The organism is Streptacidiphilus monticola (assembly GCF_042658505.1).
Taxonomy (GTDB): Bacteria; Actinomycetota; Actinomycetes; order Streptomycetales; family Streptomycetaceae; genus Streptacidiphilus; species Streptacidiphilus monticola.
This window is the reverse complement of sequence record NZ_JBHSQJ010000064.1, coordinates 99,158-124,031: the sequence shown is the minus strand read 5'-3', so window position 1 is coordinate 124,031 and position 24,874 is coordinate 99,158. Positions and strand designations below refer to the sequence as shown.

Sequence of the window (24,874 nt, the reverse complement as noted above, 5' to 3'; positions counted from 1 at the left end):
ACCGGATGCCCTCCCACACCGCCCCCGTGCTGCCCCGGCCGTCCGCACCGGCGTCCGCCCCGAGTCGGCGCAGACGCCGGGGACCGGCCGTCGCGGCCGCGCTCGCGGTCCTGCTGGCCGCCGGCGCGGCCGTCCCCGCGCTGACCCGGCGCAGCGCACCCCCGCCCCGCCTGTGCGCCATCGACGCAGTCCAGGCCCGCGCCCTCTCCGGCATGGCCGCCTTCGCGACCTGGCTGCGGGACAACCACGCGGCCGGATTCGTCGGCGAGGTCGGCTGGCCGGCCGGCCCCGACGCCCGTTCCTGGGCGGCCGTCGCCGAACTCTGGTACACCGCCGCCGACCGGATGCGCCTGCCGGTCACCGCCTGGGCCGCCGCCAACTGGCCCGCCGCCTACCCGATGGCCGTCTTCCGGGCCACCTCCAGCAGCGGACCGCTCGACCGCGCCGGCGCCCAGGCCGCCGTCCTGGCCCGGCACCAGGGCCCGCTGCGCGGGGTCGACGCCGCGACCGGCTCCTTCGGCACGGCCGCACCCGGGTACGACGCGGGCCACCCCGGGGTGTTCCCCCACGCCTACGGCTACGAGAACGAGGACGACTACAGCTACCTGGCGGACCAGGGCGTGTCCCTGGTCCGCCTCTCCGTCTCGTGGGAGCGCCTGCAGCCCGTGCCGTTCCACGCCTTGGACGCCACCGAGGTCCAGCGGGTGCGCGACTCCGTCTACGCGGCCCAACGGCACGGCCTGCTCGTCCTGTTGGACCTGCACGGCTACGGCGATTTCGCGGCGGGCGGCGGGCGGGGCACCCTGCGCCTGGGCTCGCCCGCTCTGCCGACGGGCGCGCTCGCGGACTTCTGGCGCCGGGCCGTCACCGCGCTGCCGCCGGTCTACGGCTACGACCTGCTCAACGAACCCCAGCACCTCGCCGCCACCGGTACGGCCGGAGCCCGCCTGTGGGAGAGCGCCAGCCGGCAGGCGGCCGACGCCATCCGCGCCGCCCACGGCCACGGGCTGCTGGTCGTCGCCGGCTACGGCGACGCGCAACCCGGGGCCTGGGGCAGGCTGCACCCAGCGCCGTGGATCAGCGACCCTCTCGACCGGGTCGCCTACGACGCCCACGCCTACTTCGACTCCGACGGCAGCGGCCGCTACGCGGCGTCGTACCCACGGGAACTGACGCTTGCTCAGCAGGCCGGCGGCGGCCCGACCCGGTCCTGCCTGCCGCTCAGCGCGTTCGACGCTTCGGACGCCCAGGATCGGACGCAGCCATGAGGCGGCCCTGGAGAGCAGCACGAGGGACCCGCCGCACGATGCCGCTGCGGTGGCTCGGGTCGGTCTGCGCGGCGGGTGCGCTGCTGGTCGGAGCGGGCGTGCTCGTCGTCCAGGACCTGCAAGCGGGTGGGGCCGCCACCCCAGGCAGCAGGGTGCCCCTGGCCAACCAGCGACCCTCGCCGCTTCCACCCGCTCCGTCCGAGAGCGTGCTGACCGTGCCCGACCCGGCGAGCCCGGGCGGGCGGGCCGTCTGCCCCACCGGTTCCGTCCCGTCGATCATGCTGTCAGGTTCACGTTTCAGCCCGGCTCCCAAGGGCGGAAGCGAGTTCGCCGCGGGCACGTACACCGTCGACCTCACCGGCCAGATCAACAACGAGACCGCCGAACCGCTGATCGTCGACGGCGTGCACGCAAGCGTCAACGGCCGAGCGTGGCACCCCGCCGTGCACGCGCCCCACACCGTGCCCCCGTACAGCTCCGCGCCGATCCGCGTGCGGGGCACGTGGACCAACTCCGCCCCAGGCCCGCTGACCTTCGGCACCAGCCTGGCCTGGAGCTGGCAGAACCCCGCACTGGCCGCCTGCCAGGAACGCGGACTGATCCCCGACGATTGACCGCAACGCATCGCCCCGCCACCCCAGACCTCCTCCGACTCCAGGGAGCACCGAGCCGCCATGCCAGCAGCCACATCAGCCGTATCCCCGGCTTCCGAACCGTCACCGCCCGCCCTGGCCGCCGACCGGCGGCGTCCGCGTCGCGGCCTGGTGCTCTTCGCCGTCGGCATCCTCACCCTGGCCCTGGCGACGGCCCTCGGGCCGGGCCGTGGGACGGCCGCGACGCAGACGACGGTGACGGCTGTGGCGGATTCGACGGTGGTGTCGGACTCCCCGACGGCCAACTACGGGACGGGTACGTCGTTGACGGCGCGGGGGTTGAGCGACACCAAGCCGGAGGCGGATGTCTACATCAAGTTCACGGTGAGCGGGCTGAGTTCGCCGCCTGCCGGGGCCCAGCTGCAGATCTACAGCAATGCCACCAGCGCCACGGGCGTGCTGCTGTCCACGGCGGGCAGTGACTGGACCGAGACCGGCATCACCTACGCCAACGCGCCGAGCCGTACGGCGACGGTGGCGAACATGACCAACCTGACGGCCTCCACCTGGGCGACCGCCGACGTCAGCAGCGTCGTCACCGGCAACGGCACCTACACCTTCGCGCTGACGACCAGCTCCACCGTGGGCAAGGTCTTCAACTCCCGCGAGACCAGCACCCCGCCGAAACTCGTCCTGAACACCTCCGCCCCCGCGACCGTCGCGGCCACCTCCGGTTCCGGCCAGACCGCTGCTCCGGGCGCGGCCTTCGCCGCGCCGCTGGTGGCCACCGTCACCGACAGCGCGAGCGCCCCCGTCTCCGGCCTGGCCGTCACCTTCACCGCGCCGAGCAGCGGACCCTCGGCGACGTTCGCCGGGGGAGCGTCCGCCGTCACTGTCACCACCGACGCCTCGGGCGTCGCGACCAGCCCCCTGCTGACCGCGAACGCGACCAGCGGCAGCTACAGCGTCTCGGCGACGGCGAGCGGGGCGACCGCGACCTCCTTCGCCCTCACCAACGGGGTCGGGCCGTCCAGCAGTTCGCCTTCGGCCTCCCCGTCGGGTTCGCAGAGTCCGCCGAGTTCTCAGACGGCGGTGACGGCTGCGGCGGATTCGACGGTGGTGTCGGATTCTCCGGATGCCAACTACGGGACGAGTACGTCGTTGACGGCGCGGGGGCCGAGCGACACCAAGCCGGAGGCGGATGTCTACATCAAGTTCACGGTGAGCGGGCTGAGTTCGCCGCCTGCCGGGGCCCAGCTGCAGATCTACAGCAATGCCACCAGCGCCACGGGCGTCGTACTGTCCACGGCGGGCAGCGACTGGACCGAGACGGGCATCACGTACGCCAACGCGCCGAGCCGTACGGCGACGGTGGCGACCATGGCCAACCTGACGGCGTCCACGTGGGCGACCGCCGACGTCAGCAGCGTCGTCACCGGCAACGGCACCTACACCTTCGCGCTGACGACCAGCTCCACCGTGGGCAAGGTCTTCAACTCCCGCGAGACCAGCACCCCGCCCACGCTCGTGCTCACCCAGGGAACCGCGTCCGCCACAGCGTCCCCCTCCCTCTCCGCCTCTGCGTCTGTCTCGGCGTCGCCGTCGCCGTCCCCCTCGGTCTCGACGACCGGGACCGGCAGCGGGGCGCTCACGGCGACCGGCGGATCCGGACAGACCCAGATGATCACGAGGGACTTCCCCTCCCCGCTCAGTGTCCACATCGCCGGAGCCGGTGCGGGTGTCGCCGTCACCTTCACCGCGCCGGCGCAGGGTGCCGCCGGCACCTTCACCGGCGGCTCCACGACCGCGGTCGTCAGCACCGACAGCAACGGAAACGCGGTCAGCCCGACGTTCACCGCCGGTGCCACGTCCGGCAGTTACACGGTGACCGCCACCGCCGACGCCTACCCCGGCAGCGCCGGCTTCGCTCTCACCAACCGGGACCCGGTGATCGTCACAGCCGGCGACATCGCCTGCCCGACCGGCTCCGCCGTCACCGCCAGCTCCTGCCAGCAGGCCGCGACCGCGAGCCTCGCCCAGAGCCTGCACCCCGACTACCTGCTGCCCCTCGGCGATGACCAGTACGACCTGGGCAGCCTCAGCGACTTCTCCAACGTCTACACCTCCACCTGGGGCGCGATGAACCCGATCGCCTACCCCGCACCGGGCAACCACGAGTACGGCTACATCGGCAGCTCCATCCAACCCACGGGCGGCACCGGCTACTTCACCTACTACGGCGACCGCTCGCACCCGCTCGCCCCCGGCTGCACCACCCAGTGCACCTCCTGGTACAGCTACGACGTGGGCACCTGGCACCTCGTCTCGCTGGACAGCCAGTGCGCGGCGATCGGCGGCTGCAATCCCGGCAACCCGGAGTACGCATGGCTGCTGAAGGACCTCAACGCCACGACCAAGCCCTGTGTACTCGCGTACTGGCACATTCCGATCTACTCCAGCAGCCAGGACCACCAGCCCGACATGCAGGCCATCTACCAACTGCTCTACACCAAGCACGCCGACCTGGTGCTCAACGGCCACGCCCACTTCTACGAGCGCTTCGCCCCGCAGGACGGGGCCGGGAACGCGGACCCGAGCAACGGCATCCCCGAGTTCATCGTGGGAACCGGCGGCAAGAGCTTCTTCCCGATCCGGGACACCCCCGCGGCCAACAGCGTCTCGCGCATCGCGAACACCTTCGGGGTGCTGCAGTTGACACTGTCGCAGAACTCCTACAGCTGGAACTTCCTCCCGACCAACGCAGGCGGCTCCACCGACAGCGGAGCGGGCACCTGTCACTGACCATGTCCCGGGTGCCCGGCGACGACGGAAGGGCGGTGCCCCCCTTGGGTCCAGGCGCAGCAGCACCGCGGTGGGACGACGCGGTTGCTGCCAGGGCGAGGACGTGGGCGTCGGTCGTGTCGCCCGCGTAGAGCCGGGCAAGGACGGTGACGGACGACTTACTGACGGCCGGTATGCTCCGGGCGCTTGTTCCTGCGGGCGTCACGACCGCAGGTGTGGTCCAGTCGGGGTGGTCGGTGAGGGTGGAAACGGGTCGAAGCTCAGCCACGGTGTCGCGGCGCGAGCCCGCGCCGTCGGGGGACGCGGCGCCGGGCCCTGGAGTGGGCGCGGTGGTCGTCGGAGTGGTGGGTCGGCTGCTGGGCTGGCTGGTGCTGCTCGGAGTGCTGGTGATCTGTCTGCTGATCATCGGTGTGGGGGTCGTGCTGGTGGCCCCGGAGGCGCCGTCGATGTTGACGGATCCTCAGTTTCAGGCGTGGCAGACGGTGCTGGTGGCCGTGGTGATCCAGGGTGTGCCGTTTCTGCTGCTGGGCACGCTGGTCTCGGCCGGGATCGCCGCGTTCGTGTCGGACCGGTTGCTGAGCCGGGTGCTGCCGCGGCGTCCGGTGCTTGCGGTGCCGGTGGCGGGGGCGGCCGGGGTGGTGCTGCCTGGCTGCGAGTGCGCGTCCGTGCCGGTGGCGGGGAGCCTGATGCGGCGCGGGGTGGCGCCGGCGGCTGCGCTGGCGTTCCTGTTGTCGGCGCCGGCGATCAACCCGGTGGTGCTGGTGGCGACGTCGATCGCGTTCCCGGGGCAGCCGCTGATGGTTCCGGCCCGGCTGGGGGCATCAATGCTGACGTCGGTGGTGATGGGCTGGCTGTGGCTGCGCTGGGGGCGGCCGGAGTGGCTGCGGCTCGCGCCCGCGGCCGCGCACCCGGCGAGCGGGAACCGTTGGGAGACGTTCCGTCGTGGCCTGCAGCACGACTTCCTCCATGCCGGAGGGTTCCTGGTGCTGGGTGCGGCAGCGGCGGCGACGTTCAACGTGACGGTGCCGCCCTCGTGGCTGCAGGCGTTCGCCGGCTCGCCGTGGTTGGCGGTGCCGGTGCTGGGGGTGCTTGCGGTGGTGCTGTCGATCTGTTCGGAGGCCGACGCGTTCGTGGCCGCGTCGTTCGGCGGCTTCCCGCCGGCGGCGCGGCTGGCGTTCATGGTGGTGGGTCCGATGGTCGACCTGAAGCTGATCGCTCTTCAGGCGGGCACTTTCGGGCGGGCGTTCGCGGCGCGGTTCACGTCCGCGACCTTCGTGGTGGCGGTGCTGGCGAGCGCGGTGGTGGGGAGCTGGTTGCTGTGAGCGGACGTCGGGCCGGGCTCCTGCTGGGCCTGTGTGGGGCCGCGCTGCTGCGCATCAGCCTCTTCAGCGATCTGTACCTGCGCTACGTCAAGGCGGGGTTGCGCCCGATGCTGATCCTGGGCGGCTTGCTCCTGGTCGTGCTCGCCGTGCTGTCGGTGGTCCTCGACCGGCGGCCCGGACAGGGCCACGACTCTCGCGACGAGCACGATGACGATGGTGGGCACGCCCACCATCCCGGCGGACGGCTGGCCTGGGCGCTGGCGGGTCCGGCGCTGCTCCTGCTGTTGTTCGCGCCCCCGTCGCTGGGCGCGTTCACGGTCGCCCGGGACGGGTCGGGCGAGATCGCCCGCCAGGTGCACTTCGCGCCGCTGCCGGCGAGCGGGGTGCTGAAGCTGACCCTGTCGGACTTCTCCTCGCGGGTGGTGTGGGACACCAAGGACTCCCTGCGGGGCCGGACCGTGCAGCTGATGGGCTTCGCCACCCCGCTCGGGGACGGGAGCTGGAAGCTCAGCCGGGTTCTGGTCACCTGCTGCGCGGCGGACGCCCGGGTGGTCACGGTCCACGTCCGCGGCCTGAGGGCGCCCGCGGCCGACGCCTGGGTGACCGTCACCGGCACCTGGCGCACAACGGAGTCGCAGCCCGCCCTGGACGGGACAGCGGTGGCCGCGATTCCCGCTCCGGCCGACCCGTACCGGGACTCCGCTCCGCGGTAGCGGGCCGCCCAGTCCAAAGGCGGCGCAGGTCAAGATTTGGTAATGGTTTTCATCGTGACCGGCTCTCAGCTAGATATGAAAACCGTTCCCAACTAGCGTGGTGGTGTCCCCAGCGACCGTTCCTCCCTGTCTGGAGTTGCCGCCATGCCCACGCACATCCCGTTCCGCCCTGCCCGAGCCGTCGCGGGCGCCGTGGCGGTCGCGGCGATAGCTGCCGTCAGTGCCTGCTCGACGACCGCGCCGGCCGCGTCCACCTCGGACAGCGGCGCTTCGGCGGGGACGGGCAAGGTGCTGCAGGTGGTGGCGGCGGAGAACTTCTGGGGTTCGATCGCCCAGCAGTTGGGCGGGGACCATGTGAAGGTCACCAGCATCATCAACAACCCGGACACTGACCCGCACGACTACGAGCCGACCGCCGCCGACGCGCGGACGGTCGCGTCGGCGCAGTACGCAGTGGTCAACGGGATCGGCTACGACGCCTGGGCGGACAAGCTGCTGGCGGCCAACCCGTCCAGCGGCCGGAGCGAGCTGAACGTCGGCGACCTGGTCGGCCTCAAGCCGGGTGGCAACCCGCACCGCTGGTACTCCCCGGAGAACGTCCACCAGGTGATCGAGCAGATCACCGCCGACTACAAGAAGCTCGATCCGGCCGACGCCGCCTACTTCGACCAGCAGAAGCAGACCTTCGAGACCCAGGCCCTCGCCCAGTACAACCAGCTGATCGGCGAGATCAAGCAGAAGTACGCCGGCACCCCGATCGGCGCGTCCGAGTCGATCGTCACCCCGCTCGCCGAGGGTCTGGGGCTGACCATGAAGACCCCGGAGTCGTTCCTCGACGCGACCAGCGAGGGAACCGACCCCACGGCCGCGGACAAGGCGCTGATCAACCAGCAGATCCAGGGCAAGCAGATCAAGGTCTACGTCTACAACAGCCAGAACTCGACCCCTGACATCGCCGCCCAGGTCAAGCTGGCCAAGGCGCAGGGCATCCCGGTCGCCACCGTCACCGAGACGCTCACCCCGGCCGGTGCGAGCTTCCAGCAGTGGCAGGTCGCCGAACTGCGGGGCATCGAAGCCGCGTTGCACCAGGCCACCGGGAAGTGACCGACATGAACCCCCTCGCAGCCCCGCGCCGGGCCGCCGCCTCCGCCCAAGGCTCGAGCGGGGCACCCGCACCCGTGCTGTGTCTGTGCGGCGCGGCCGCGCAGGTGGGCGGGCGCACCCTGTGGTCCGGGGTGGACCTGGAGGTGCGGGCGGGTGAGTTCGTCGCCGTGCTAGGCCCGAACGGGGTGGGCAAGTCCACCCTGATCAAGGTCCTGCTCGGTGTGCAGCCCGCCGCGGCCGGCGAGATCAGCGTCCTCGGGCAGCGCCCGGGGCAGGCCGGGGACCGGATCGGCTACCTGCCGCAGCGCCGCAGCTTCGACGCGAGCCTGCGCATCCGCGGCATCGACGTGGTCCGCCTCGGCCTGGACGGGCACCGCTGGGGGATCCCGCTGCGGCGCTCGCGCGCCGAGCGCGAGCGGGTCGACGAGGTCATCGACCTGGTCGGCGCGAGCGGCTACGCGCACCGGCCGATCGGGCAGTGCTCCGGCGGCGAGCAGCAGCGGCTGCTGATCGCCCAGGCCCTGGTCCGCAGGCCCGAAATCCTGCTGCTGGACGAGCCGTTGGACTCCCTCGACCTGCCCAACCAGTCCGCGGTCGCCGCCCTGCTCGGGCGCATCTGCCACGAGCAGCAGGTGGCGGTGGTGATGGTGGCGCACGACGTGAACCCGATCCTGCACCACCTGGACCGGGTGGTCTACATCGCCGAAGGCGGCGCGGCCTGCGGGCCGCCGAGCGAGGTGGTCAACTCCGAGACGCTGTCCCGGCTCTACCGGACCCCGGTGGAGGTGCTGCGCACCGCGGACGGACGACTGGTCGTCGTGGGTCAGCCGGAGGCTCCGGCGGTCCACAGCGACCGCCATGGGGAGCGGGGGCTGACATGACGTCAACCGGCTTCTCCTGGAACCTCCTCGCCGACGTCCAGCAGATGTGGTCCTACCCCTTCATGGTCAACGCCTTCCGCGCCGGTGCCGTCGTCGCCGTGGTGGCGGGGGCGGTGGGCTGGTTCATGGTGCTGCGGCGCCAGACGTTCGCCGGGCACACGCTGTCCGTCGTCGCCTTCCCGGGAGCCTCGTTCGCGGTGCTGACCGGGATCAGCCTGAGCCTTGGCTACTTCGGGTTCTGCGTCGCCGCCGCCCTGGTGCTGGCCGGGCTCCGGCGCGGCCGGGCCGCCGATGACGGCGCCGAGTCGGCGGCGACGGGGGTGCTCCAGGCGTTCGTGCTGGCCTGCGGCTATCTGTTCATGGCCCTGTACAAGGGACTGCTGGAGGGCCCGCAGGCGCTGCTGTTCGGCAGCTTCCTCGGCATCACCACCGGGCAGGTCCTGACGCTCGCCGTGGCCGGCGTCGTCGTCCTGCTCGTCCTCGCGGGGATCGGCCGGCCGCTGCTGTTCGCGTCCGTCGACCCGGCGGTGGCGGCCGCGCGGGGGGTGCCGGTGCGGCTGCTGTCGGCCGTCTTCCTGGTGCTGCTGGGAGCAGCGGTCGCGGAGGCCGCGCAGATCACCGGGGCGCTGCTGGTCTTCGCGCTCATGGTGCTGCCCGCCGCGACCGCCCAGGTCCTCACCGCGCGACCCGCGGTGAGCCTGCTGCTGACCGTGGGCATCGGCTTCGCCGTGACCTGGGCCGGCCTGGTCGCGGCGTTCTACTGGCCCTACCCGTTCGGGTTCTTCGTCACCAGCATCGCGTTCGGGCTCTTCCTGCTCGCCCACGGAGCCCGCGCCCTGGCCGGAGTGCGCGCCGGGCGCGCCGGACGGGGACCGATCGCCCTCGGAGGCACCGCATGACCACGCTCGCCGCCGCCTCCGCCTGGAGTCAGCCGTTCTTCCACCACGCCCTGCTGGCGGGCACGTTCATCGCACTCGCGTCCGGACTGGTGGGCTACTTCCTGGTGCTGCGCGCCCAGGTGTTCACCGGCGACGCACTCAGCCACGTCGCCTTCACCGGCGCCATGGCCGCCCTCGCGGCCGGCTGGGACCTGCGGATCGGCCTGTTCGTCGGCTGCGTCGCCGTCGCGCTGCTGCTGGCCGGTGTCGGCCGCAAGGGGAGGGCCGACGACGTCGTCATCGGCTCCGCCTTCGCCTGGATGCTCGGTCTCGGCTCCTTCTTCCTCACCCTGTACACCACGTCGCGCAGCGGCTCCGCCGACGGCAACGCGGGCACCAGCGTGCTGTTCGGGTCCATCTACGGCCTGGGCGGCGGACGGACCCTGGCCGCGGTGCTGATCGCCGCCGTCGTCTCCCTGGCCGTGCTGGGGATCGCCCGGCCCCTGCTGTTCGCCACCGTGGACGAGAACGTCGCCGCCGCCCGCGGCGTGCCGGTCAAGGCCCTGGGACTGCTGTTCCTGGTCCTGGTCGGAGTGACCGCCGGTGAGGCCACCCAGGCCGTCGGCTCCCTGCTGCTGCTCGGCCTCCTCGCCGCCCCGGCCGGCGCCGCACTGCGGCTGACGGACCGCCCGTTCCAGGGCCTGGCCCTCGCCGCCGGGCTCGCGGTCGCGGAACTGTGGGCGGGACTGGCCGCCGCCGCGTGGATACCGCGCTGCCCGCCCAGCTTCGCGATCATGGCTGCCGCGACCCTCGTCTACGCCGCCACCTACCTGCGCCGACCCACCATCCGCCGACAGCCGGTGGCAGCCTGAGGGACCCGGCCCCGAGGACCTCCGTGAACGCGACCCAGCCGCAACCCGCCGACGAACTCGCCCTGATCGGCCGACTCACCCACCAGCGCAGCACGGTCCTCGAAGCGCTGCTCGCCGTCGACGACTTCGTCAGCGCCCAGGTCCTGCACGCCCAACTCATCGCCGCCGGAACCCGGGTGGGACTGAGCACGATCTATCGCACCCTGACCGCGCTGGCCGAGGCCGGCCGCGCCGACACCGTCCGCGACACGGACGGCGAGCGCCTGTTCCGCTACCGGCCCGGCCGCGAGCACCGGCACTACCTGATCTGCCGCTCCTGCGGACGCAGCGTCGCCGTCGACTCCGACACCGTCGAGACCTGGGCCGAACGAACCGGCGCCGCCCACGGCTTCGCCCAGGTCGAGCACACCGTCGAACTCACCGGCCTGTGCGCCGCCTGCGCCACCGCCTGTCCCTGAACCACCCCCTCGTCCTTCCTTTCCCCGGCCCGAGCAGAAGGGACCGCCTCGCCATGCCCAGACGCCCCTCGCCCGAACACACCGTCCGCGTCAACGCCATCAAGGGCCAGGCCAGACGGCAGCTGAAACTCAATGACGACGACATCGTGATGGTGCGTCAACTCGACTGCCCACCGACGACCGCGTCCCGGTCACCGTGCTCACCGGCTTCCTCGGCTCCGGCAAGACCACCCTGCTCAACCGCATCCTCACCGAGCAGCACGGCCTGCGGATCGCCGTCATCGAGAACGAGTTCGGCGAGGTCGGCATCGACGACGCCCTCGTGCTGGACGCTGAGGAAGAGATCTTCGAGATGAACAACGGCTGCATCTGCTGCACCGTGCGCGGCGACCTGATCCGCATCCTCAGCGCACTGATGCGCCGCCGCGAGCGCTTCGACCGCATCATCATCGAGACCACCGGCCTGGCCGACCCGGCCCCCGTCGCCCAGACCTTCTTCATGGACGACGAGATCGCCTCCCAGCTGCGTCTGGACGCCATCGTCACCCTGGTCGACGCTGCCCACGTCCAGACCCATCTGGACGAGGCCAAGCCCGAGGGCGTGGAGAACGAGGCCGTCGAGCAACTCGCCTTCGCCGACAAGGTGGTGCTCAACAAGACCGACCTGGTCGACGATCAGCAGCTCGCCCAGGTCGTCACCCGCATCCGGGGCATCAACGCTCTCGCCGAGATCCTTCCCGCCCAGCAGGCGGACGTCGATCTCGCCAAGGTGCTCGACGTGCACGCCTTCGACCTGGACCGGGTGCTGGAGAGCGACCCGCAGTTCCTCACCGACACCGAGCACCAGCACGACACCACCGTCACCTCCGTCGGCATCGACCTGGCCGGCGAACTCGACGAGGACCGCCTCAACGCCTGGCTCGGCACCCTGCTGCGCACCCAGGGCGCGGACATCTTCCGCTCCAAGGGCATCCTCGCCCTGGCCGGCTCGGACCGGCAGTACGTCTTCCAGGGCGTCCACATGCTGCTGGAGGGCGAGAACGGCCGCCAGTGGCAGGCAGGGGAGGAGCGCCGCAACCGGCTCGTGTTCATCGGCCGCAACCTCGACCGGCAGCGGCTGAACACCGGCTTCGCCGCCTGCCTCACCACCGCGGGGGTGCCCGCATGAGCCCTCTCGCTACCGCCGACGCCGCCTGGGACACCGTCGTCGATGACGCCCCGGTCGCCGTCACCGCCGCGGCCGGCCTGGTCGCCGTCGCCGGAGCCGACGGCACCGCCTGGGTCCTGGACGCCGCCACCGGCGAGCCGGTCGCCACCGTGACCCTGCCCGGCGGCATCCTGGCCGCAGGGCTCTCCCCGAACGGAGCCCACCTGGCCCTCGCCGGACCCTTCGGCCACGCGCTGTGGAGCCGGGCCCTGGGCACCACGCACGTCGCCGCGACCGGTGCCTGGTCCAGCGCGGTGCGCTGGGCAGGCACCGACCGCGTCGCCGTCGCCTCCGGACGCCGCGCCCTGGTGCTCGGCGTCGACGGCCGGGAACTGTGGACCACCGACCCGGCGCCCAGCACCGTCACCGACCTCGCCTGGCACCGCGAGGGACGCCGCCTGGCCACCGCCGCCTACAACGGCGTGCGCTGCTACGAACGGCACAGCCGCCGACCCGTCGTCGAATACCCCTACCTGGGCTCGCACTTGGCGCTGGCCATCGCACCGACCGGCAAGTGGATCTGCAGCGGCAACCAGGACGCCTCCATCCACATCTGGCGCATCCTCCCCCAGCCTTCGGCCGGGGGTACCCCCATCGGCGACCTCACCATGCACGGCTACCCGGAGAAGATCAGCCGCCTGGCCTTCGACGACACCGGCTTCTGGCTGGCCTCCGACGGAGCCCCCGACATCACCGTCTGGGACTTCGCCGGACCCGGCCCCGAAGGCACGCGCCCGCGCACGCTGCGCGCCCACGAGACCGTCACCGCGCTGGCCTGGCGGCCCGGCGGAGGCGGTGTGCTCGCCAGCGCCGGAGCCGAAGGCGTCCTCGCCCTGTGGCGGGCCACCACCGGACGCCCCGGCGCACAGCTGACACCCACTCAGGCCACCGAGTATGACCAGGCGGTGACCGCCCTGGCCTGGTCCGGCCCCGACCTGCTCGTCCACGCCGACTGGCAGGGCCGCGTCCGCGCCACCCGCCTGCCCGCCGCACTCACCCGCTGACCGGCGGCACGTCCACGATGCCCGAAGGCCCCGGCAGTACTGCCGGGGCCTTCGGGCATCGCGCACGGGGATCTTGTCCGAACGCGTCACCAGCGGGCGGCTTCATGCCCCCCGTAGCGGCGGCGGAAGCGCTCGACACGGCCGGCGGTGTCCACGACGCGTGCGCTGCCGGTGTAGAAGGGGTGGCTCGCCGAGGAGATCTCCACGTCGATGACCGGGTAGGTGATGCCGTCCTCCCACACCACCGTCTTCTGGCTGGTGGCGGTCGAGCGGGTGAGGAAGGCGAAGTCGCCAGCCCGGTCGCGGAAGACGACGGGCCGGTACGCGGGGTGGATGTCTGGCTTCATGAGGGCCTCTCGTTCGCTGTGATGGGTGGGGGCGGGTTCAGCGCTCCTCGCGGAACTGCGTGTGCCGGCCCAGGACCGGGTCGTACTTGCGCAGCACCAGGCGGTCGGGGTCGTTCCGGCGGTTCTTGCGGGTCACGTAGGTGTAGCCGGTCCCTGCCGTGGAGCGGAGCTTGATGATCGGGCGCAGTTCGTTGCGGGCCATGGACGTCCTCCGAATCGTCGGCGTGTGCTGGGGACCCATCCTAGCGAAATGGAAGTCGTTTTCATCTAATGTAGCGTCAGGACAACGGCCACCGGCCGCGTACTCCCGGACGCGGCCGGTCCGTTGGTCCGTCCTACCCGCACCCGCATCGGAGTCAGCCATGTCCGCCCACTGCCAACTCACCGGCCGCAAGCCCGGCTTCGGCCACGCGATCTCGCATTCGCACCGCCGCACCAAGCGCCGCTTCGACCCCAACATCCAGCACAAGCGCTACTGGCTCCCCAGCGAAGGCCGCCATGTGCGGCTGACGCTGAGCGCCAAGGGCATCAGGACGGTCGACACCATCGGCATCGAGGCCGCCGTGGCCCGCATCCGCGCACGAGGGGAGCGGGTCTGATGGCCAAGGCAAGCAAGATCGCCAAGAACGAGCGGCGCCGCGCGATCGTCGCCCGCTACGCCGAGCGCCGTGCCGAGCTCAAGCGCACCATCGCCTCCCCGCGCAGCACCGACGCCGAACGCACGGCAGCCCAGCGTGAGCTGGCCCGCCAGCCGCGCGACGCCAGCGCCACCCGGCTGCGCAACCGCGACAGCTTCGACGGCCGCCCCCGCGGCTACCAGGGCGCCTTCGGCCTCTCCCGGATCAACCTGCGCACCCTCGCCCACGCCGGGCAGCTGCCGGGCGTGCGCAAGTCCAGCTGGTGAGGCGGCCGTTGATGTCCGATCACGCCAAGCTCCCGTTGGCCGTCGTCGCCGGCGTCGATGCCGAGGTCCGCCGCGCGACCGTCGCGGAACTCCTGGCGGCACACCCAGGCGCCGTGGTGGTCCACCACGACCTGCGCGACGCCGACGCACGTGTCGTGCACCGTTCGCTGCGCACCCTTGACGGGCCGCTCGCCGCGGAGGTTGACGTCCCGCTGACGAACGACTGCCCGTGCTGCGCGGCCCGCGCGGACCTGCTGCCGCAGCTCCGGCAACTCGCCCGCAGCGGACGGCATCCGCTCGCCGTCGTCGAACTGTGGGGCGGTAGCGACCCCCACCCCGTCACCGAGATCATCGCCGAGGGCGAGGTCGACGGCCGCGAACTCGCCGACGACGTACGCGTCTGCGCGGTCCTGGCCGCCGTGGATCCGCTGCGGCTCGTGGCCCATCTGTCGGTTTCGGAAGACCTGCGCGACCACGGCCTGCACACCTGTCCGGACGACCACCGCACCCTCGCGGACGCGCTGGCACATCAGATCGAGTATGCCCACCACCTCGTGGTCCCCCGGGCCCCGCACGGGGGAGGGGCCACGGAGGAACGCGAACGCCGACTGGCCGGCGTCGCGATGGTCCACCAACTCCATCCCACCGCACGGCGATTGGCACTGGGGACCGGAGCGCTCGCCGCGATCACCGACTGCCGCTTCGACATCACCGCCGCCCGCGACCGCGTCAACCCGGCGCTCGCACAGCTCCCGCAGGCCGCCGAGCACAGCGGCGTCAGCACCCTCGTCTGGGAACGCCGCCGCCCCCTCCACCCGCAACGGTTCCACGCGGCCCTGGAGGAACTGGTGCCCGCCGCGCACCGCAGCCGCGGCCGCTTCTGGCTCGCCAACCGCCCCGACACCATGCTCGCCTGGGACGCCGCCGGAGCCGGCCTCGTCGTCGAGGACTGCGGCCCGTGGCTCGCCGCCCTCAACGACGAGCAATGGGAGCAGTACCCGGCGCAGCGCCGCGCAGCCGCCGCACTCGACTGGCACCCCGTCCACGGCGACCGCGTCCAGCAGCTGGTCTTCACCGCAGCCGGACTCGACCGCGAAGGCATCGTCGAGCTGCTCGACTCCTGCCTGCTCACCGACGAGGAACTCGTCGCGGGCGAATCCGGCTGGAAGCTGCTGCCCGACGCCTTCCGCGACCTGCTCGACCCCGTAGCCTGACCCCGCGTCACGAAGCGAGAGACACCATGGCCGTACCCAAGCGCAAGACTTCCCGCAGCAACACCCGCCACCGGCGGGCCCAGTGGAAAGCCACCGCACCCCCGCTCGTCCCGATCACCCTCGACGGCCGCGAACACCTCGTGCCGCGGAACCTGGTCAGGGCCTACCAGCGGGGACTTCTCACGCTCTGAGGGCTTGCGGCGAGTCTGACCGGGACCGCGTGGACCGTTCGTGGAAGAACCCGCGAACGGTCCACGCCGGGCCCTTGGACCTTTCGTCAGAAGTGGGTGGCGATCCCGAAAGCCTGCCGGAGTCGGGCCATGTCGTGACGGTCGTGATCAGCCGGTTCGTAGCCCTCGTGGAAAGAGACCTGCTGCTCCGGCGACAGGCACGGAAAGTGACTCCCAGGGTGCGCCGCGGCTCGTGCGGAAACGGCCACGGCAAGGCCGCTCGCGCAGGGTGGCCGGCCAGGCCGCCGCGCCGGAAGGCGGGGGCCGACCGGCGCGGTTGGGGGCGATCGTGGTGCGCGTTCGCGCTGGTGGTGCCGTGGTCTAGGGAGTCACGGTGATCGCGGGGGCCATGTCTGCGGTGGCGTTGGTGAGTTTCCCGGGGCCGGTGGCGCCTTCGGAGCTGACGAAGCGCAGCTCGTGGTTGGTGGTCGTGTCGCTGACGGCGAGCAGCAGCGTGGACTGCTTGTCGGCGAGGGCGTTCTGGACGAAGGGGGTGATGTCGACGGTGATGTCGCGGCCGTCGATGGCGTTGCTCTGGTGGGTACCGCCTCCCTCGGGAATGATGACCGGGCCGAGGCTGAAGGTGGCCGACCTGGCGACGGAGGTGGTCGTGGCCGTGAAGCTCGGCCGGTTCTGCCAGGTCATCGTGGTGGTCGGGCAGGAGGTGCCGCCGCCGGTGCAGGTGGTGTCGCTGACGGGTTGCACGAGCAGCTGGTCGGTGTCGGTCGAGGGGACCGACGCATAGCGGTGGCCGACGTAGGTGAGGTGGAGTGTCGCCCGGGTCGGTGCCGTGGTGAGGCTGCCGAGGGGGAACTGGAGGTAGGAGAGCTTCCCGTCTCCGGTTCCGGTGGTGTACTGCTCGCCCATCAGGCCGTCGCCGGTGTTGCGGGTGATGAGGGTCAGGTCCGAGGAGTTGTTGCTGGTCTGGTCGCCGGTCCAGGCGCCCACCCAGGTGTCGCCGTTGGTGGGGGCGCCGGGCTCGACGTTCCGGGTCTGGCCGTTGGCGTCGGTGTAGGTGGTGGTCAGCGTGCTGACCCCGCTCGTCGTCAGCGGGAACTGGCTCGTGTACTCGACGAGGCGGCCCGCGACGTGGAGGTTGTTCAGGGTCGCGTTGGTGACTCCGGTGATCGTGTTGGTCGTGTTCGGGGTGGAGAACCACACGTTGTCGAGGGTGACGGTGGCGATCGGGGTCCTGGTGTACGAGTAGGTAGCGCCGGATCCGTCGGGGTTGGGGGCGAATCCCCAGTTCGCCTGCTGGTCGGCGGTGACGGTCTGGGTGGTTCCGTCGCCGCCGTTGAGGCTGACGGCTGCCCCGGTGAAGCGGGAGTTGTCGATCGAGCTGTTCCTGAGCACGATGTTCTGGATGCGGGGGTAGGTGTTGGGGCTGTTCATCACGTACAGGCCGCCGACCGCGGCCGACACGGAGTTGAAGTTGTCGAACGTGTAGTCGGTGAGCCGGTATCCGTTGGTCTGCCAGCCGAGCCGGATCGCGTTTCCGGCGGCGACGGTCCAGTTCAGCGTGTTGCTGACCGAGATGTTCTTCGAGTCCTCGGTGTCCCAGTGGTTGGCGTCGAAGCCCAGCTCGCGGGCGACGGCGTCGTAGGCGCCCACCGCGTTGACGTAGCCCTGGATGTCGGCGCCGGCGGTGCCGAGGTGGAAGTTGTTCCAGACGCCGGAGGCGAGCGGTGTGAACTCGTTGCTGGGGTCGTAGTGGCCGGAGGCGAATGCGTCGTCGTTGCCGAGGGTGAAGACGCCGTTGGCGGTGATGTCCTGGCCGCCCGCGAAGTCCGTGCCGTCGATCCAGGGCTGCCGGTAGGGGGTGAGCGCCTTGATGTTGGTGTAGATGACGTCGTTGGCGCTGTGGGTCTCCCAGTTCCACTGCTTGGCGTTGCGCTCGTAGGTGTCGTTGAAGGTCACGTTCGACGAGTGCATCACCATGACGCCGCCCTGGTGCTGGCTTCGGTAGGCGTCGTGGAGGTCGCCGCTGCTGGAGGCGTTGTAGTTGGCCACCCCGTTGCCGTCGAAGACGCCGCGGCCGTCGATCTCGATGTTGTTCGAGTTGACGATCGCGATCTCCGGTTCGAACGCCTCCATGTACGCCTGGATGCGGTTGCGCAGCAGGGCGCCCTCGTCGGTGTAGATCTTGAGCTTGCCGCCCTTGAGCCTGCTGCCGTCGAGACCGTTGACCAGGAGTCCGGACCACAGGTAGGTGCCGTTGGGGAAGTAGAGCGTGTTGAGCTGGGTGGGGTGGTCCTCGATGGTCCGGAGCGCGGCCTGCAGGGCGTAGGTGTCGTCGTCGGCGGCCATGACGCGCTCGTTGGGGTAGCGCACGTTGACGCTGGTCGCGCTCACCAGGCTGCCGGCCGAGGTCTGCTGGCCGGCCGGGATCGCGGTGCCGTCGACGGTCCGGCCGGCCATGGAACTGGTCGTCGCGGCGGGAGCCGTCTGAGCCGCGCTGTTCGGGTGCGCGGCGAGGTAACTGTTGGCGAACTCCTGGAAGTTGAGGACGCCGGTCTGCAGGTTGACCCCGGAGCCGTCCGGTGCGCTGGTGGTGTCCGGACGCTGCGCCGGGTCTTCCAGCGGGTCGTTGATGACCGCCAGGTAGGGCTGGCCCGCGGCGTTGGTCGAGTCGCCGTTGACCATGACGATGGCCTCGTTCAGCGCGGCGGTGGCGGACATCCGGAAGGTGAGGGTGTGCTTGTCCGAGCTCACCGTGACGCTGCCGGACGGGTAGTAGCGCGCCGGGTAGACGTTGACGGTGCTGATGGGGGTGCTGGGCAGCGTGACGGTGATGGTCGGTGTCCGGGAGTTCGAGGCGAAGCGCGCGATGTCGAAGTTGTGGCCGTTCTCGGTGTACTGCACGGCCTCGACGGGCGTACCGGCCACCTGCACCTGGTACTTGGCGGACGCGACGTCGGGGGAGGTCGTCGTGCCGCCGCCCACACCTGACGGTGCGTAGGTGTGGACCGTGACGGGGGTCGCGGCGTGGGCGGAGCCGGCGCCGGTGAGTGCCAGTGCTGCCGTCAGGGCGGTGCCGGCAGCGGTGGCGATGATGCGGCTCAGGCGCGAGGTGCGTCGCGGCGGGGCGGTGTTCGGCGCGGCGTCGACGCCGACCGGTCGGATCATGCCTGTCTTCTCCTCGGGACGAGACCTTTCCAGGTCTGTTCGGGCAACTGGCGTCTCCTGGGGACGGCGCAGTGTGGTCGCCATCCGGTGGGCGGGGTGCGGTCGTTGGGGCTGTCGCGAGCGTGATGAGCCCCACGGCGCCACGAGTTGACGGCAGGGGAGAGCGAGTGGCGCCGTGTGCGGAGGGTCCGGAACGGCTCACTTCCTTGACCGATCCATAAGACCGGCGTGGCGGGGACGTTAATGGCGCGTTTCCGAACGCGTCAAGGGTTCGGACGGCTTCGGTTCGGCGTAAGGGCACCGACATGGGCGGTTCTCAACCGGCTTACATAACGGCTGGATCACGACACTCGGACGGAGCCTTGCCCCGTTGTTGCGGGGGTGCCTACGCTGACGCCACTTTCGTGGATCGATAAACGCTGCAGGGAGCGATCATGGTGACGATGGCGGAGGTGGCCGCTCGCGCGGGAGTCACCAAGCAGACCGTGTCCAACGTGGTGGCAGGCAAGAAGGTGCGGCCGGAGACGCTGGAGAAGGTGACCGCGGCGATCGCCGAGCTCGGCTACACGCCGAACCTGGTGGCGCGGTCGCTGCGCACCGGCAGCACGGCGACCGTCGGGCTGTTCGTGCCGTCGGTGGCCAATCCGTTCTACTCGGAGGTGGTCGAGGAGGTGGAGAACGTCCTGGTCGGCCACGGGTACAACCTGCTGCTCGCCACCACCCGCGAGGACCCCGACTACACCCGGGCCCACCTGGAGAACCTCGCCGCGCGCTCGGTGGACGCGCTGCTCGTCGCGGGGGACAAGGGCGTCGAACAGCAGCTGCCGATGCTCACCGCCGCCAACTTCCCGGTAGCGCTGTGCGCTTGGGAGGGCGACCCGCCGACCACGCTCCCCGTGGTGTCCATCGACTACGAGCACGCCGGCTTCCTGGCCGGACGCCACCTGCGCGATCTCGGCCACCGCAATGTCGCGGTGATCGCCGACCTGCCCGCGCACACGCCCCGCGTCGCCGGGCTGCGCCGGGCGTTCGCCGCCGACGGCCTGACCATCGCCGACCGCCAGGTGTTCACCTGCCCCAGCGACGACGCCGCCGGCGGGTTCGCCGCCGCCCACGCGGCCCTGGACGCGGAGCCGGAACTGACAGCGATCTTCGCCACCCACGACATCCTGGCCGTCGGCGCCATCGAGGCAGTGATCCGATCCGGGCGCCAGGTGCCCGGCGACGTCAGCGTCGTCGGCTTCGACGACATAGCCCAGGTCGGCCGCATCGACCCGGCGCTCACGACGGTGACCTTTCCCAAACGCGAGATGGCCCAGCAGGCCGTCGAACTGCTGCTGCGCGCCGTCGACTCCGGCCGCCCGCCGACCAACGCCCTCACGCTGCTGCGCCCGACACTGACCGTCCGGGCCAGCAGCGCCCCGCCCCGCGCCTCCTAGCGTCACGAGCGCTCACCGGCACCCCACGTCACAGGAGCCGGTAGCAGGTCCCGCCCAGCCGACTCAGGGCCCCAGGTCACCTCGACGAGTTCCGAGAGGAAGCACCTCCACTGATGAACGATCTCGACCCCAACGCCTACGTCGAAGACCGGTCGCCTGGCACCGGCCGCTTGCGGCCGCGCGCCGCGTTCACCACCGACCTGCCCACGATCGCCCTGGACGGCGACTGGAGATTCCGGCTGGCGGCGGGACTGGACGACCTCACCGAGGACTTCGCCACGCCGCACTTCGACGACACCGGCTGGGATCTGCTCGCCGTGCCGTCCTGCTGGCAGATGACCGGCCTGCCCGGCGAGCCGCGGTACGGCGCCCCGGCCTACACCAACATCCGCTACCCGTTCCCGGTCGACCCGCCGCGCGTTCCCCGCCGGAACCCGACCGGCGAGTACCGCCGCGCGTTCGACGTCCCGGCCGGGTTCCCCTCCGCGTCCGCGGTGCTGCGCTTCGAGGGCGTCGACTCCGCATTCGCGGTGTGGCTCAACGGCATCCGGCTCGGTGACGGCAAGGGCAGCCGACTGACCACCGAGTTCGACGTCGCGGCACAACTGCGGCCCGGCCGCAACGTCCTGGCGGTCCGGGTGCACCAGTGGTCGTCCGGCAGCTACCTCGAAGACCAGGACATGTGGTGGCTGTCCGGGATCTTCCGGTCGGTGTCCGTGGTCATCCGCGGCGTCGAGGACTTCTTCGTCCGCGCCGCCTACGACCACACCACCGGGCGGGGCACCCTGGCCGTCGACGTCACCGCCCCCGACCGGGTGTCGCTGTCGGTCCCCGAGCTCGGCATCGTGGCCGCCGATCCGGCCGGCCCGTACGTGGTCGAGGGCGTCGAGCCCTGGTCGGACGAGAATCCGCGCCTGTACGCCGGGGAACTGGTCTCCGAAGCGGGCGAGCGGGTACCGCTGCGCATCGGCTTCCGCACCGTGGCTGTCGTGGACGGCGTCCTGACCGTCAACGGCCGGCCGATCTCCCTGCGCGGCGTCAACCGCCACGAATGGCACCCGCTGACGGGCCGGACCCTGACCGAGGACACCATGCTGGCCGACGTGCTGCTGATGAAGCAGCACAACATCAACGCGGTGCGCACCAGCCACTACCCGCCCGACCGGCGCTTCCTGGACCTGTGCGACGAGCACGGGCTCTGGGTGTTCTGCGAAGGAGACCTGGAGACCCACGGGTTCGAGCCCGGCGGCTGGCGCCGCAATCCCAGCGACGACCCCGACTGGCGCGAGGCATACCTGGACCGGGCCGCGCGACTCGTGGAACGGGACAAGAACCACCCCTCGGTCATCGTCTGGTCCCTGGGCAACGAGTCGGGCACCGGAGCCAACCTCGCTGCCGCAGCCGACTGGATCCGCCGGCGCGACGACACCCGTCTGATCCACTACGAAGGCGACTGGGCGAGCTGCGCCTACGTCGACCTCTACTCCCGCATGTACATCGGCGTGGACGAACTGGCCGCCGTGGGGCGCGGCCAGGAGGCACCGACGGCCGACCCGGCCGACGACGCCCACCGCCGCGCCCTGCCGGCCGTGCTGTGCGAGTACGGACACGCCATGGGCAACGGCCCCGGCGGCCTGACCGACTACCAACTGGTCATCGAGGCGCACCCGCGACTGGCCGGCGGCTTCATCTGGGAGTGGATCGACCACGGCATCCTCCGCAGCACCGACGAGGACGACGCCCGCTCGTTCTACGCCTACGGCGGCGACTTCGGGGAGGAGGTCCACGACGGCAACTTCGTCGCCGACGGGCTGCTGTTCCCCGACCGCACCCCGTCGCCGGGCCTGGTGGAGTTCAAGAAGGTCATCGAGCCGGTCCGGATCAGCATCGACCCGGCGCACCGGCGGATCTCGGTGCGCAACCTCCACCACGTTCGCGACACCGGCTACCTCGACTTCCGGTGGACCATGGAGGACGGCGGCGAGTCGGTGGGCTCGGGGGCCCTGAGCGTGCCTGCCACCGCCCCGGGTGCGACGACCGAGGTCGAATGGCCCGCCGACGTCCGCGCAGCCCTCGATTCCGCGCGCAAGAACCGCTCGGGGCACGAGGTGTGGCTGACCGTCAGCGCCGTGCTCGCCGCCGACGAGACCTGGGCCGGGGCCGGCCACGAGATCGCCTGGGGCCAGGCCCAGGTCGCCCCGGCCACGGCGCCCCAGCCCTTCACACCGCTGCCGGCCGTCGCCCGCGACGGGTACCTCGCGCTGGGCGCCGCACGGTTCGACGCCCGCAGCGGGGCACTGCTCCAGTTCGGCGACCTGGAGGTGGCCGGTCCATTGCTGGACATCTGGCGCGCCCCCATCGACAACGACGTACGCGGCTCAGGCGGACCACTGGCCGACCGGTGGCGAGCAGCAGGGCTGCACCGGATGCGCCACGAGATCCTGGGCGTCGAGCCCGACGGGTCCGGACTCACGGTCACCGCCCGACTCGCCCCGGCCGGGGCGTCCTTCGGGCTCGGCGTGGTCTACCGCTGGACGGGCTGCGACGAGCCGGACACGGGCCTGGCCCGGCTTCGCCTGGAGACCGCCGTCACCCCCGACGGACCGTGGACGGTGCCGCTGCCCCGGCTGGGGATCGCGATGTCGCTGCCCGGAACCGACGCCGAGGTCGAGTGGTTCGGCCCCGGCCCCGGCGAGGCGTACCGCGACTCCCGGGCCGCGGCACGCGTCGGCCGCTACCGGTCGACCGTCTCGGCGATGCAGACCCCGTACGTCCGGCCGCAGGAGAACGGCAACCGCCACCGCGTGCGCCGCGCCCGCATCACCACTGCGGACCGCACCCTGCTGATCACGGGCGACCCGGTCATCGACCTGACCGTGCGCCCCTGGAGCACCGCGGCCCTGACCGCCGCGGACCACCAGCACGACCTCGTCCGCGACGGGAGGATCCACCTGCATCTGGACCACGCGCACCACGGACTGGGCAGTGCGGCCTGCGGCCCCGGCCCCTTGGCGCCCGACGTGCTGGCCGCCGTGCCGGCCGTGTTCTCAGTGGAGTTCAGCACCGGCCGGTAGGCGGGCCTTCCCCGCCCGCCCACCGGCCGTCCAGTAAGCCCGCCCCCATCAGAAAAGGGTCTCTCACATGGACGGCACCACCATACGCAACCGCAGACTGGTGGCGCTCGCCACCGCGGCAGTCCTCGCGGCCGGCATCAGCGCCTGCAGCAGCGCCAAGAGCCCGGGCTCCGGCCCCGGCGGAGAACCGGCCCAGAACTCCCAGGTGAGCATGGAGTTCTGGGGCTGGGCACCCTCCTACGACAAGATCGTCGCCGAGTGGAACGCCGCCCACCCCGACATCAAGGTCACCTTCAAGCAGATCCCATCAGGCGGCAAGGGCGGCTACACCCAGCTCTCCGACGCGATCACCGCCGGCAAGGGCCCGTGCCTGGCCCAGATCGAGTACGGCACGATCCCGTCGATGCTCGTGAAGAACGTGCTCATGGACATCACCCAGTACGCGAGCGGCGACATGGCCAAGTTCACCCCGGCGACCGTGTCGGCCTCCAGCATCGCCGGCAAGATCTACGGCATCCCGGTGGATGTCGGCCCGATGGTCCTCTTCTACCGCAAGGACCTGTTCGCGAAGTTCCACATCGCCAGGCCCCCGGCCACCTGGGCCGAGTACCAGGCCGACGCCGAGAAGGTCGCCGCCGCCGACCCGAGCGTGAAGTTCGGCACCCCGCCGGGTGACGGCAACGACCTGGCGGCGTTCACCCTGCAGACCGGCCAGTCGTGGTACTCGACCAGCGGGAGCAGCTGGACCGTCTCCATCGACAACCCCGGCACCCGCAAGGTCGCCGCCTACTGGCAGGGCCTGAAGGACAAGGGCCTGGTGACCAGCAGCGGCAACGCCTGGGACCCGCAGTTCGACAAGGCCTCAGAGGCGGGCAAGGTGCTGACGTTCGTCAACGCGGCCTGGGCCGCGGCCGGCCTGAAGCAGGACCTGAAGGACCTGGCCGGCAAGTGGGCGGTGGCGCCCATGCCGACCTGGAGCGCCGGTGACGGCAAGAGCTCCAGCAACGGCGGCTCGGCCACCTCCGTGATGACCGGGTGCAAGACGCCCCGCGAGGCCGAGCAGTTCGCCGCCTTCCTGTCCACCGATCCGAAGGCCCTGAACACCGCCATCACCGAGGGCGGCCTGTACCCCGCATCGACGGCCGGACAGAACGCCGCCCCCCTCACGGCCGGCGACCCCTACTTCGGCGGCCAGAAGGTCGGCGACCTGTACAAGGCCTCCGCCGCCCAGATCCCCACCACGTGGACCAACGGCCCGACCTACCAGCAGGTCGAGACCGACTTCACCACCGCCATGGGCCAGGGCCCCATTCCGGCCGCCGTCACCAAGGTGCAGGCCTCGACGGTCGCCGCGATCAAGCAGCTCGGACTGTCGGTGACCAACGGCTGAGGCCCCGTCACCCAGCCGCCCGAACGGGTTCCCGCGGCCACCGGCCAC

General features: G+C 71.5%; 23 protein-coding genes. 19 read left to right on the top strand and 4 right to left on the bottom strand.

Annotated features, from left to right (window positions below; genetic code table 11):
* The first annotated feature begins 5 nt into the window (after nt 1–5).
* The 12 genes from ACFP3V_RS16135 to ACFP3V_RS16080 all read left to right on the top strand — a co-directional run bounded on the left by ACFP3V_RS16135 (nt 6) and on the right by ACFP3V_RS16080 (nt 13,102).
* Complete coding sequence (locus tag ACFP3V_RS16135) at nt 6–1,268, top strand: glycoside hydrolase family 5 protein (protein ID WP_380583895.1); 1,263 nt, start codon at nt 6–8, stop codon at nt 1,266–1,268.
* A 38-nt stretch (nt 1,269–1,306) separates the two neighbouring features.
* A complete protein-coding gene (locus ACFP3V_RS16130; protein ID WP_380583893.1) occupies nt 1,307–1,882 on the top strand; it encodes a hypothetical protein in 576 nt (191 codons plus the stop codon).
* A gap of 60 nt (nt 1,883–1,942) precedes the next feature.
* Entirely contained in the window at nt 1,943–4,663 is a 2,721-nt protein-coding gene (locus tag ACFP3V_RS16125; RefSeq protein WP_380583891.1) for a CBM96 family carbohydrate-binding protein, read from the top strand.
* A gap of 173 nt (nt 4,664–4,836) precedes the next feature.
* On the top strand, nt 4,837–5,985 hold the full coding sequence (locus ACFP3V_RS16120) for a permease (RefSeq protein WP_380583990.1): 1,149 nt from the start codon (nt 4,837–4,839) through the stop codon (nt 5,983–5,985).
* Nucleotides 5,982–6,698, top strand: a complete 717-nt coding sequence (locus ACFP3V_RS16115) for a TIGR03943 family putative permease subunit (RefSeq protein WP_380583889.1) — start codon at nt 5,982–5,984, stop codon at nt 6,696–6,698. Before ACFP3V_RS16120 ends, ACFP3V_RS16115 begins: the two co-directional genes overlap by 4 nt.
* A 144-nt stretch (nt 6,699–6,842) precedes the next feature.
* Nucleotides 6,843–7,802: a metal ABC transporter solute-binding protein, Zn/Mn family gene (locus tag ACFP3V_RS16110; protein ID WP_380583887.1), complete on the top strand. Its 960-nt coding sequence runs from the start codon at nt 6,843–6,845 to the stop codon at nt 7,800–7,802.
* A 5-nt stretch (nt 7,803–7,807) separates the two neighbouring features.
* Nucleotides 7,808–8,683 carry a metal ABC transporter ATP-binding protein gene (locus ACFP3V_RS16105; RefSeq protein WP_380583885.1) on the top strand — a complete coding sequence of 292 codons (876 nt, stop codon included), beginning with the start codon at nt 7,808–7,810 and terminating at the stop codon, nt 8,681–8,683.
* Nucleotides 8,680–9,582, top strand: coding sequence for a metal ABC transporter permease (locus tag ACFP3V_RS16100; RefSeq protein ID WP_380583883.1), 903 nt, complete (start codon nt 8,680–8,682; stop codon nt 9,580–9,582). The genes ACFP3V_RS16105 and ACFP3V_RS16100 overlap by 4 nt, the downstream gene beginning before the upstream one ends.
* The gene (locus ACFP3V_RS16095; protein WP_380583881.1) at nt 9,579–10,433 is read left to right on the top strand and encodes a metal ABC transporter permease; all 855 of its coding nucleotides are present in this window, start codon (nt 9,579–9,581) and stop codon (nt 10,431–10,433) included. Before ACFP3V_RS16100 ends, ACFP3V_RS16095 begins: the two co-directional genes overlap by 4 nt.
* Before the next feature lie 23 nt (nt 10,434–10,456).
* Nucleotides 10,457–10,891 (top strand): Fur family transcriptional regulator, encoded by a 435-nt coding sequence (locus ACFP3V_RS16090; protein ID WP_380583879.1) that lies wholly within the window; start codon nt 10,457–10,459, stop codon nt 10,889–10,891.
* Between the two features lie 196 nt (nt 10,892–11,087).
* On the top strand, nt 11,088–12,059 hold the full coding sequence (locus tag ACFP3V_RS16085; protein ID WP_380583877.1) for a CobW family GTP-binding protein: 972 nt from the start codon (nt 11,088–11,090) through the stop codon (nt 12,057–12,059).
* Nucleotides 12,056–13,102, top strand: coding sequence for a WD40 repeat domain-containing protein (locus ACFP3V_RS16080; RefSeq protein WP_380583875.1), 1,047 nt, complete (start codon nt 12,056–12,058; stop codon nt 13,100–13,102). The genes ACFP3V_RS16085 and ACFP3V_RS16080 overlap by 4 nt, the downstream gene beginning before the upstream one ends.
* A gap of 86 nt (nt 13,103–13,188) precedes the next feature.
* Here ACFP3V_RS16080 and ACFP3V_RS16075 read toward each other — a convergent pair whose 3' ends face one another.
* Nucleotides 13,189–13,449: a type B 50S ribosomal protein L31 gene (locus ACFP3V_RS16075; RefSeq protein WP_380583873.1), complete on the bottom strand. Its 261-nt coding sequence runs from the start codon at nt 13,447–13,449 to the stop codon at nt 13,189–13,191.
* Between the two features lie 37 nt (nt 13,450–13,486).
* Nucleotides 13,487–13,651, bottom strand: coding sequence for a 50S ribosomal protein L33 (gene rpmG, locus ACFP3V_RS16070; RefSeq protein WP_380583871.1), 165 nt, complete (start codon nt 13,649–13,651; stop codon nt 13,487–13,489).
* A gap of 160 nt (nt 13,652–13,811) precedes the next feature.
* On the opposite strand from rpmG, the gene rpmB reads away from it, so the two are divergent.
* The 4 genes from rpmB to rpmF are packed head-to-tail and all read left to right on the top strand — an operon-like array spanning nt 13,812 to nt 15,758.
* Nucleotides 13,812–14,048, top strand: a complete 237-nt coding sequence (rpmB, locus tag ACFP3V_RS16065; RefSeq protein ID WP_380583869.1) for a 50S ribosomal protein L28 — start codon at nt 13,812–13,814, stop codon at nt 14,046–14,048.
* On the top strand, nt 14,048–14,353 hold the full coding sequence (rpsN, locus tag ACFP3V_RS16060) for a 30S ribosomal protein S14 (protein WP_380583867.1): 306 nt from the start codon (nt 14,048–14,050) through the stop codon (nt 14,351–14,353). Before rpmB ends, rpsN begins: the two co-directional genes overlap by 1 nt.
* A gap of 11 nt (nt 14,354–14,364) precedes the next feature.
* Nucleotides 14,365–15,567: a CobW family GTP-binding protein gene (locus ACFP3V_RS16055; RefSeq protein ID WP_380583865.1), complete on the top strand. Its 1,203-nt coding sequence runs from the start codon at nt 14,365–14,367 to the stop codon at nt 15,565–15,567.
* A gap of 26 nt (nt 15,568–15,593) precedes the next feature.
* Nucleotides 15,594–15,758 carry a 50S ribosomal protein L32 gene (rpmF, locus tag ACFP3V_RS16050; protein ID WP_380583863.1) on the top strand — a complete coding sequence of 55 codons (165 nt, stop codon included), beginning with the start codon at nt 15,594–15,596 and terminating at the stop codon, nt 15,756–15,758.
* An 86-nt stretch (nt 15,759–15,844) separates the two neighbouring features.
* Here rpmF and ACFP3V_RS16045 read toward each other — a convergent pair whose 3' ends face one another.
* Together ACFP3V_RS16045 and ACFP3V_RS16040 are read right to left on the bottom strand one after the other, a co-directional pair.
* Nucleotides 15,845–16,006 carry a nucleotidyltransferase domain-containing protein gene (locus ACFP3V_RS16045; RefSeq protein WP_380583861.1) on the bottom strand — a complete coding sequence of 54 codons (162 nt, stop codon included), beginning with the start codon at nt 16,004–16,006 and terminating at the stop codon, nt 15,845–15,847.
* Between the two features lie 112 nt (nt 16,007–16,118).
* Nucleotides 16,119–18,923: a glycosyl hydrolase family 28 protein gene (locus ACFP3V_RS16040; RefSeq protein ID WP_380583859.1), complete on the bottom strand. Its 2,805-nt coding sequence runs from the start codon at nt 18,921–18,923 to the stop codon at nt 16,119–16,121.
* Nucleotides 18,924–19,357: 434 nt separating this feature from the next.
* Between ACFP3V_RS16040 and ACFP3V_RS16035 the strand changes: the two genes are divergently transcribed.
* The 3 genes from ACFP3V_RS16035 (at nt 19,358) to ACFP3V_RS16025 (ending at nt 24,826) form a co-directional block, all read left to right on the top strand.
* On the top strand, nt 19,358–20,362 hold the full coding sequence (locus tag ACFP3V_RS16035; RefSeq protein ID WP_380583857.1) for a LacI family DNA-binding transcriptional regulator: 1,005 nt from the start codon (nt 19,358–19,360) through the stop codon (nt 20,360–20,362).
* A gap of 113 nt (nt 20,363–20,475) precedes the next feature.
* On the top strand, nt 20,476–23,436 hold the full coding sequence (locus ACFP3V_RS16030) for a glycoside hydrolase family 2 TIM barrel-domain containing protein (protein ID WP_380583855.1): 2,961 nt from the start codon (nt 20,476–20,478) through the stop codon (nt 23,434–23,436).
* A gap of 67 nt (nt 23,437–23,503) precedes the next feature.
* Nucleotides 23,504–24,826: an ABC transporter substrate-binding protein gene (locus ACFP3V_RS16025; protein WP_380583853.1), complete on the top strand. Its 1,323-nt coding sequence runs from the start codon at nt 23,504–23,506 to the stop codon at nt 24,824–24,826.
* Nucleotides 24,827–24,874 lie beyond the last annotated feature (48 nt).

Bases quoted from the DNA above. Each gene is read 5' to 3' on its own strand.
- ACFP3V_RS16130 (WP_380583893.1), top strand. From the start codon at position 1,307: ATGCCGCTGCGGTGGCTCGGGTCGGTCTGCGCGGCGGGTGCGCTGCTG.
- ACFP3V_RS16080 (WP_380583875.1), top strand. From the start codon at position 12,056: ATGAGCCCTCTCGCTACCGCCGACGCCGCCTGGGACACCGTCGTCGAT.
- ACFP3V_RS16055 (WP_380583865.1), top strand. From the start codon at position 14,365: ATGTCCGATCACGCCAAGCTCCCGTTGGCCGTCGTCGCCGGCGTCGAT.
- rpmB (WP_380583869.1), top strand. From the start codon at position 13,812: ATGTCCGCCCACTGCCAACTCACCGGCCGCAAGCCCGGCTTCGGCCAC.
- ACFP3V_RS16110 (WP_380583887.1), top strand. From the start codon at position 6,843: ATGCCCACGCACATCCCGTTCCGCCCTGCCCGAGCCGTCGCGGGCGCC.
- rpsN (WP_380583867.1), top strand. From the start codon at position 14,048: ATGGCCAAGGCAAGCAAGATCGCCAAGAACGAGCGGCGCCGCGCGATC.
- ACFP3V_RS16135 (WP_380583895.1), top strand. From the start codon at position 6: ATGCCCTCCCACACCGCCCCCGTGCTGCCCCGGCCGTCCGCACCGGCG.
- ACFP3V_RS16100 (WP_380583883.1), top strand. From the start codon at position 8,680: ATGACGTCAACCGGCTTCTCCTGGAACCTCCTCGCCGACGTCCAGCAG.
- ACFP3V_RS16075 (WP_380583873.1), bottom strand. From the start codon at position 13,449: ATGAAGCCAGACATCCACCCCGCGTACCGGCCCGTCGTCTTCCGCGAC.
- ACFP3V_RS16120 (WP_380583990.1), top strand. From the start codon at position 4,837: ATGCTCCGGGCGCTTGTTCCTGCGGGCGTCACGACCGCAGGTGTGGTC.
- ACFP3V_RS16030 (WP_380583855.1), top strand. From the start codon at position 20,476: ATGAACGATCTCGACCCCAACGCCTACGTCGAAGACCGGTCGCCTGGC.
- ACFP3V_RS16095 (WP_380583881.1), top strand. From the start codon at position 9,579: ATGACCACGCTCGCCGCCGCCTCCGCCTGGAGTCAGCCGTTCTTCCAC.
- ACFP3V_RS16040 (WP_380583859.1), bottom strand. From the start codon at position 18,923: ATGATCCGACCGGTCGGCGTCGACGCCGCGCCGAACACCGCCCCGCCG.
- rpmG (WP_380583871.1), bottom strand. From the start codon at position 13,651: ATGGCCCGCAACGAACTGCGCCCGATCATCAAGCTCCGCTCCACGGCA.
- ACFP3V_RS16035 (WP_380583857.1), top strand. From the start codon at position 19,358: ATGGTGACGATGGCGGAGGTGGCCGCTCGCGCGGGAGTCACCAAGCAG.
- rpmF (WP_380583863.1), top strand. From the start codon at position 15,594: ATGGCCGTACCCAAGCGCAAGACTTCCCGCAGCAACACCCGCCACCGG.
- ACFP3V_RS16025 (WP_380583853.1), top strand. From the start codon at position 23,504: ATGGACGGCACCACCATACGCAACCGCAGACTGGTGGCGCTCGCCACC.
- ACFP3V_RS16125 (WP_380583891.1), top strand. From the start codon at position 1,943: ATGCCAGCAGCCACATCAGCCGTATCCCCGGCTTCCGAACCGTCACCG.
- ACFP3V_RS16105 (WP_380583885.1), top strand. From the start codon at position 7,808: ATGAACCCCCTCGCAGCCCCGCGCCGGGCCGCCGCCTCCGCCCAAGGC.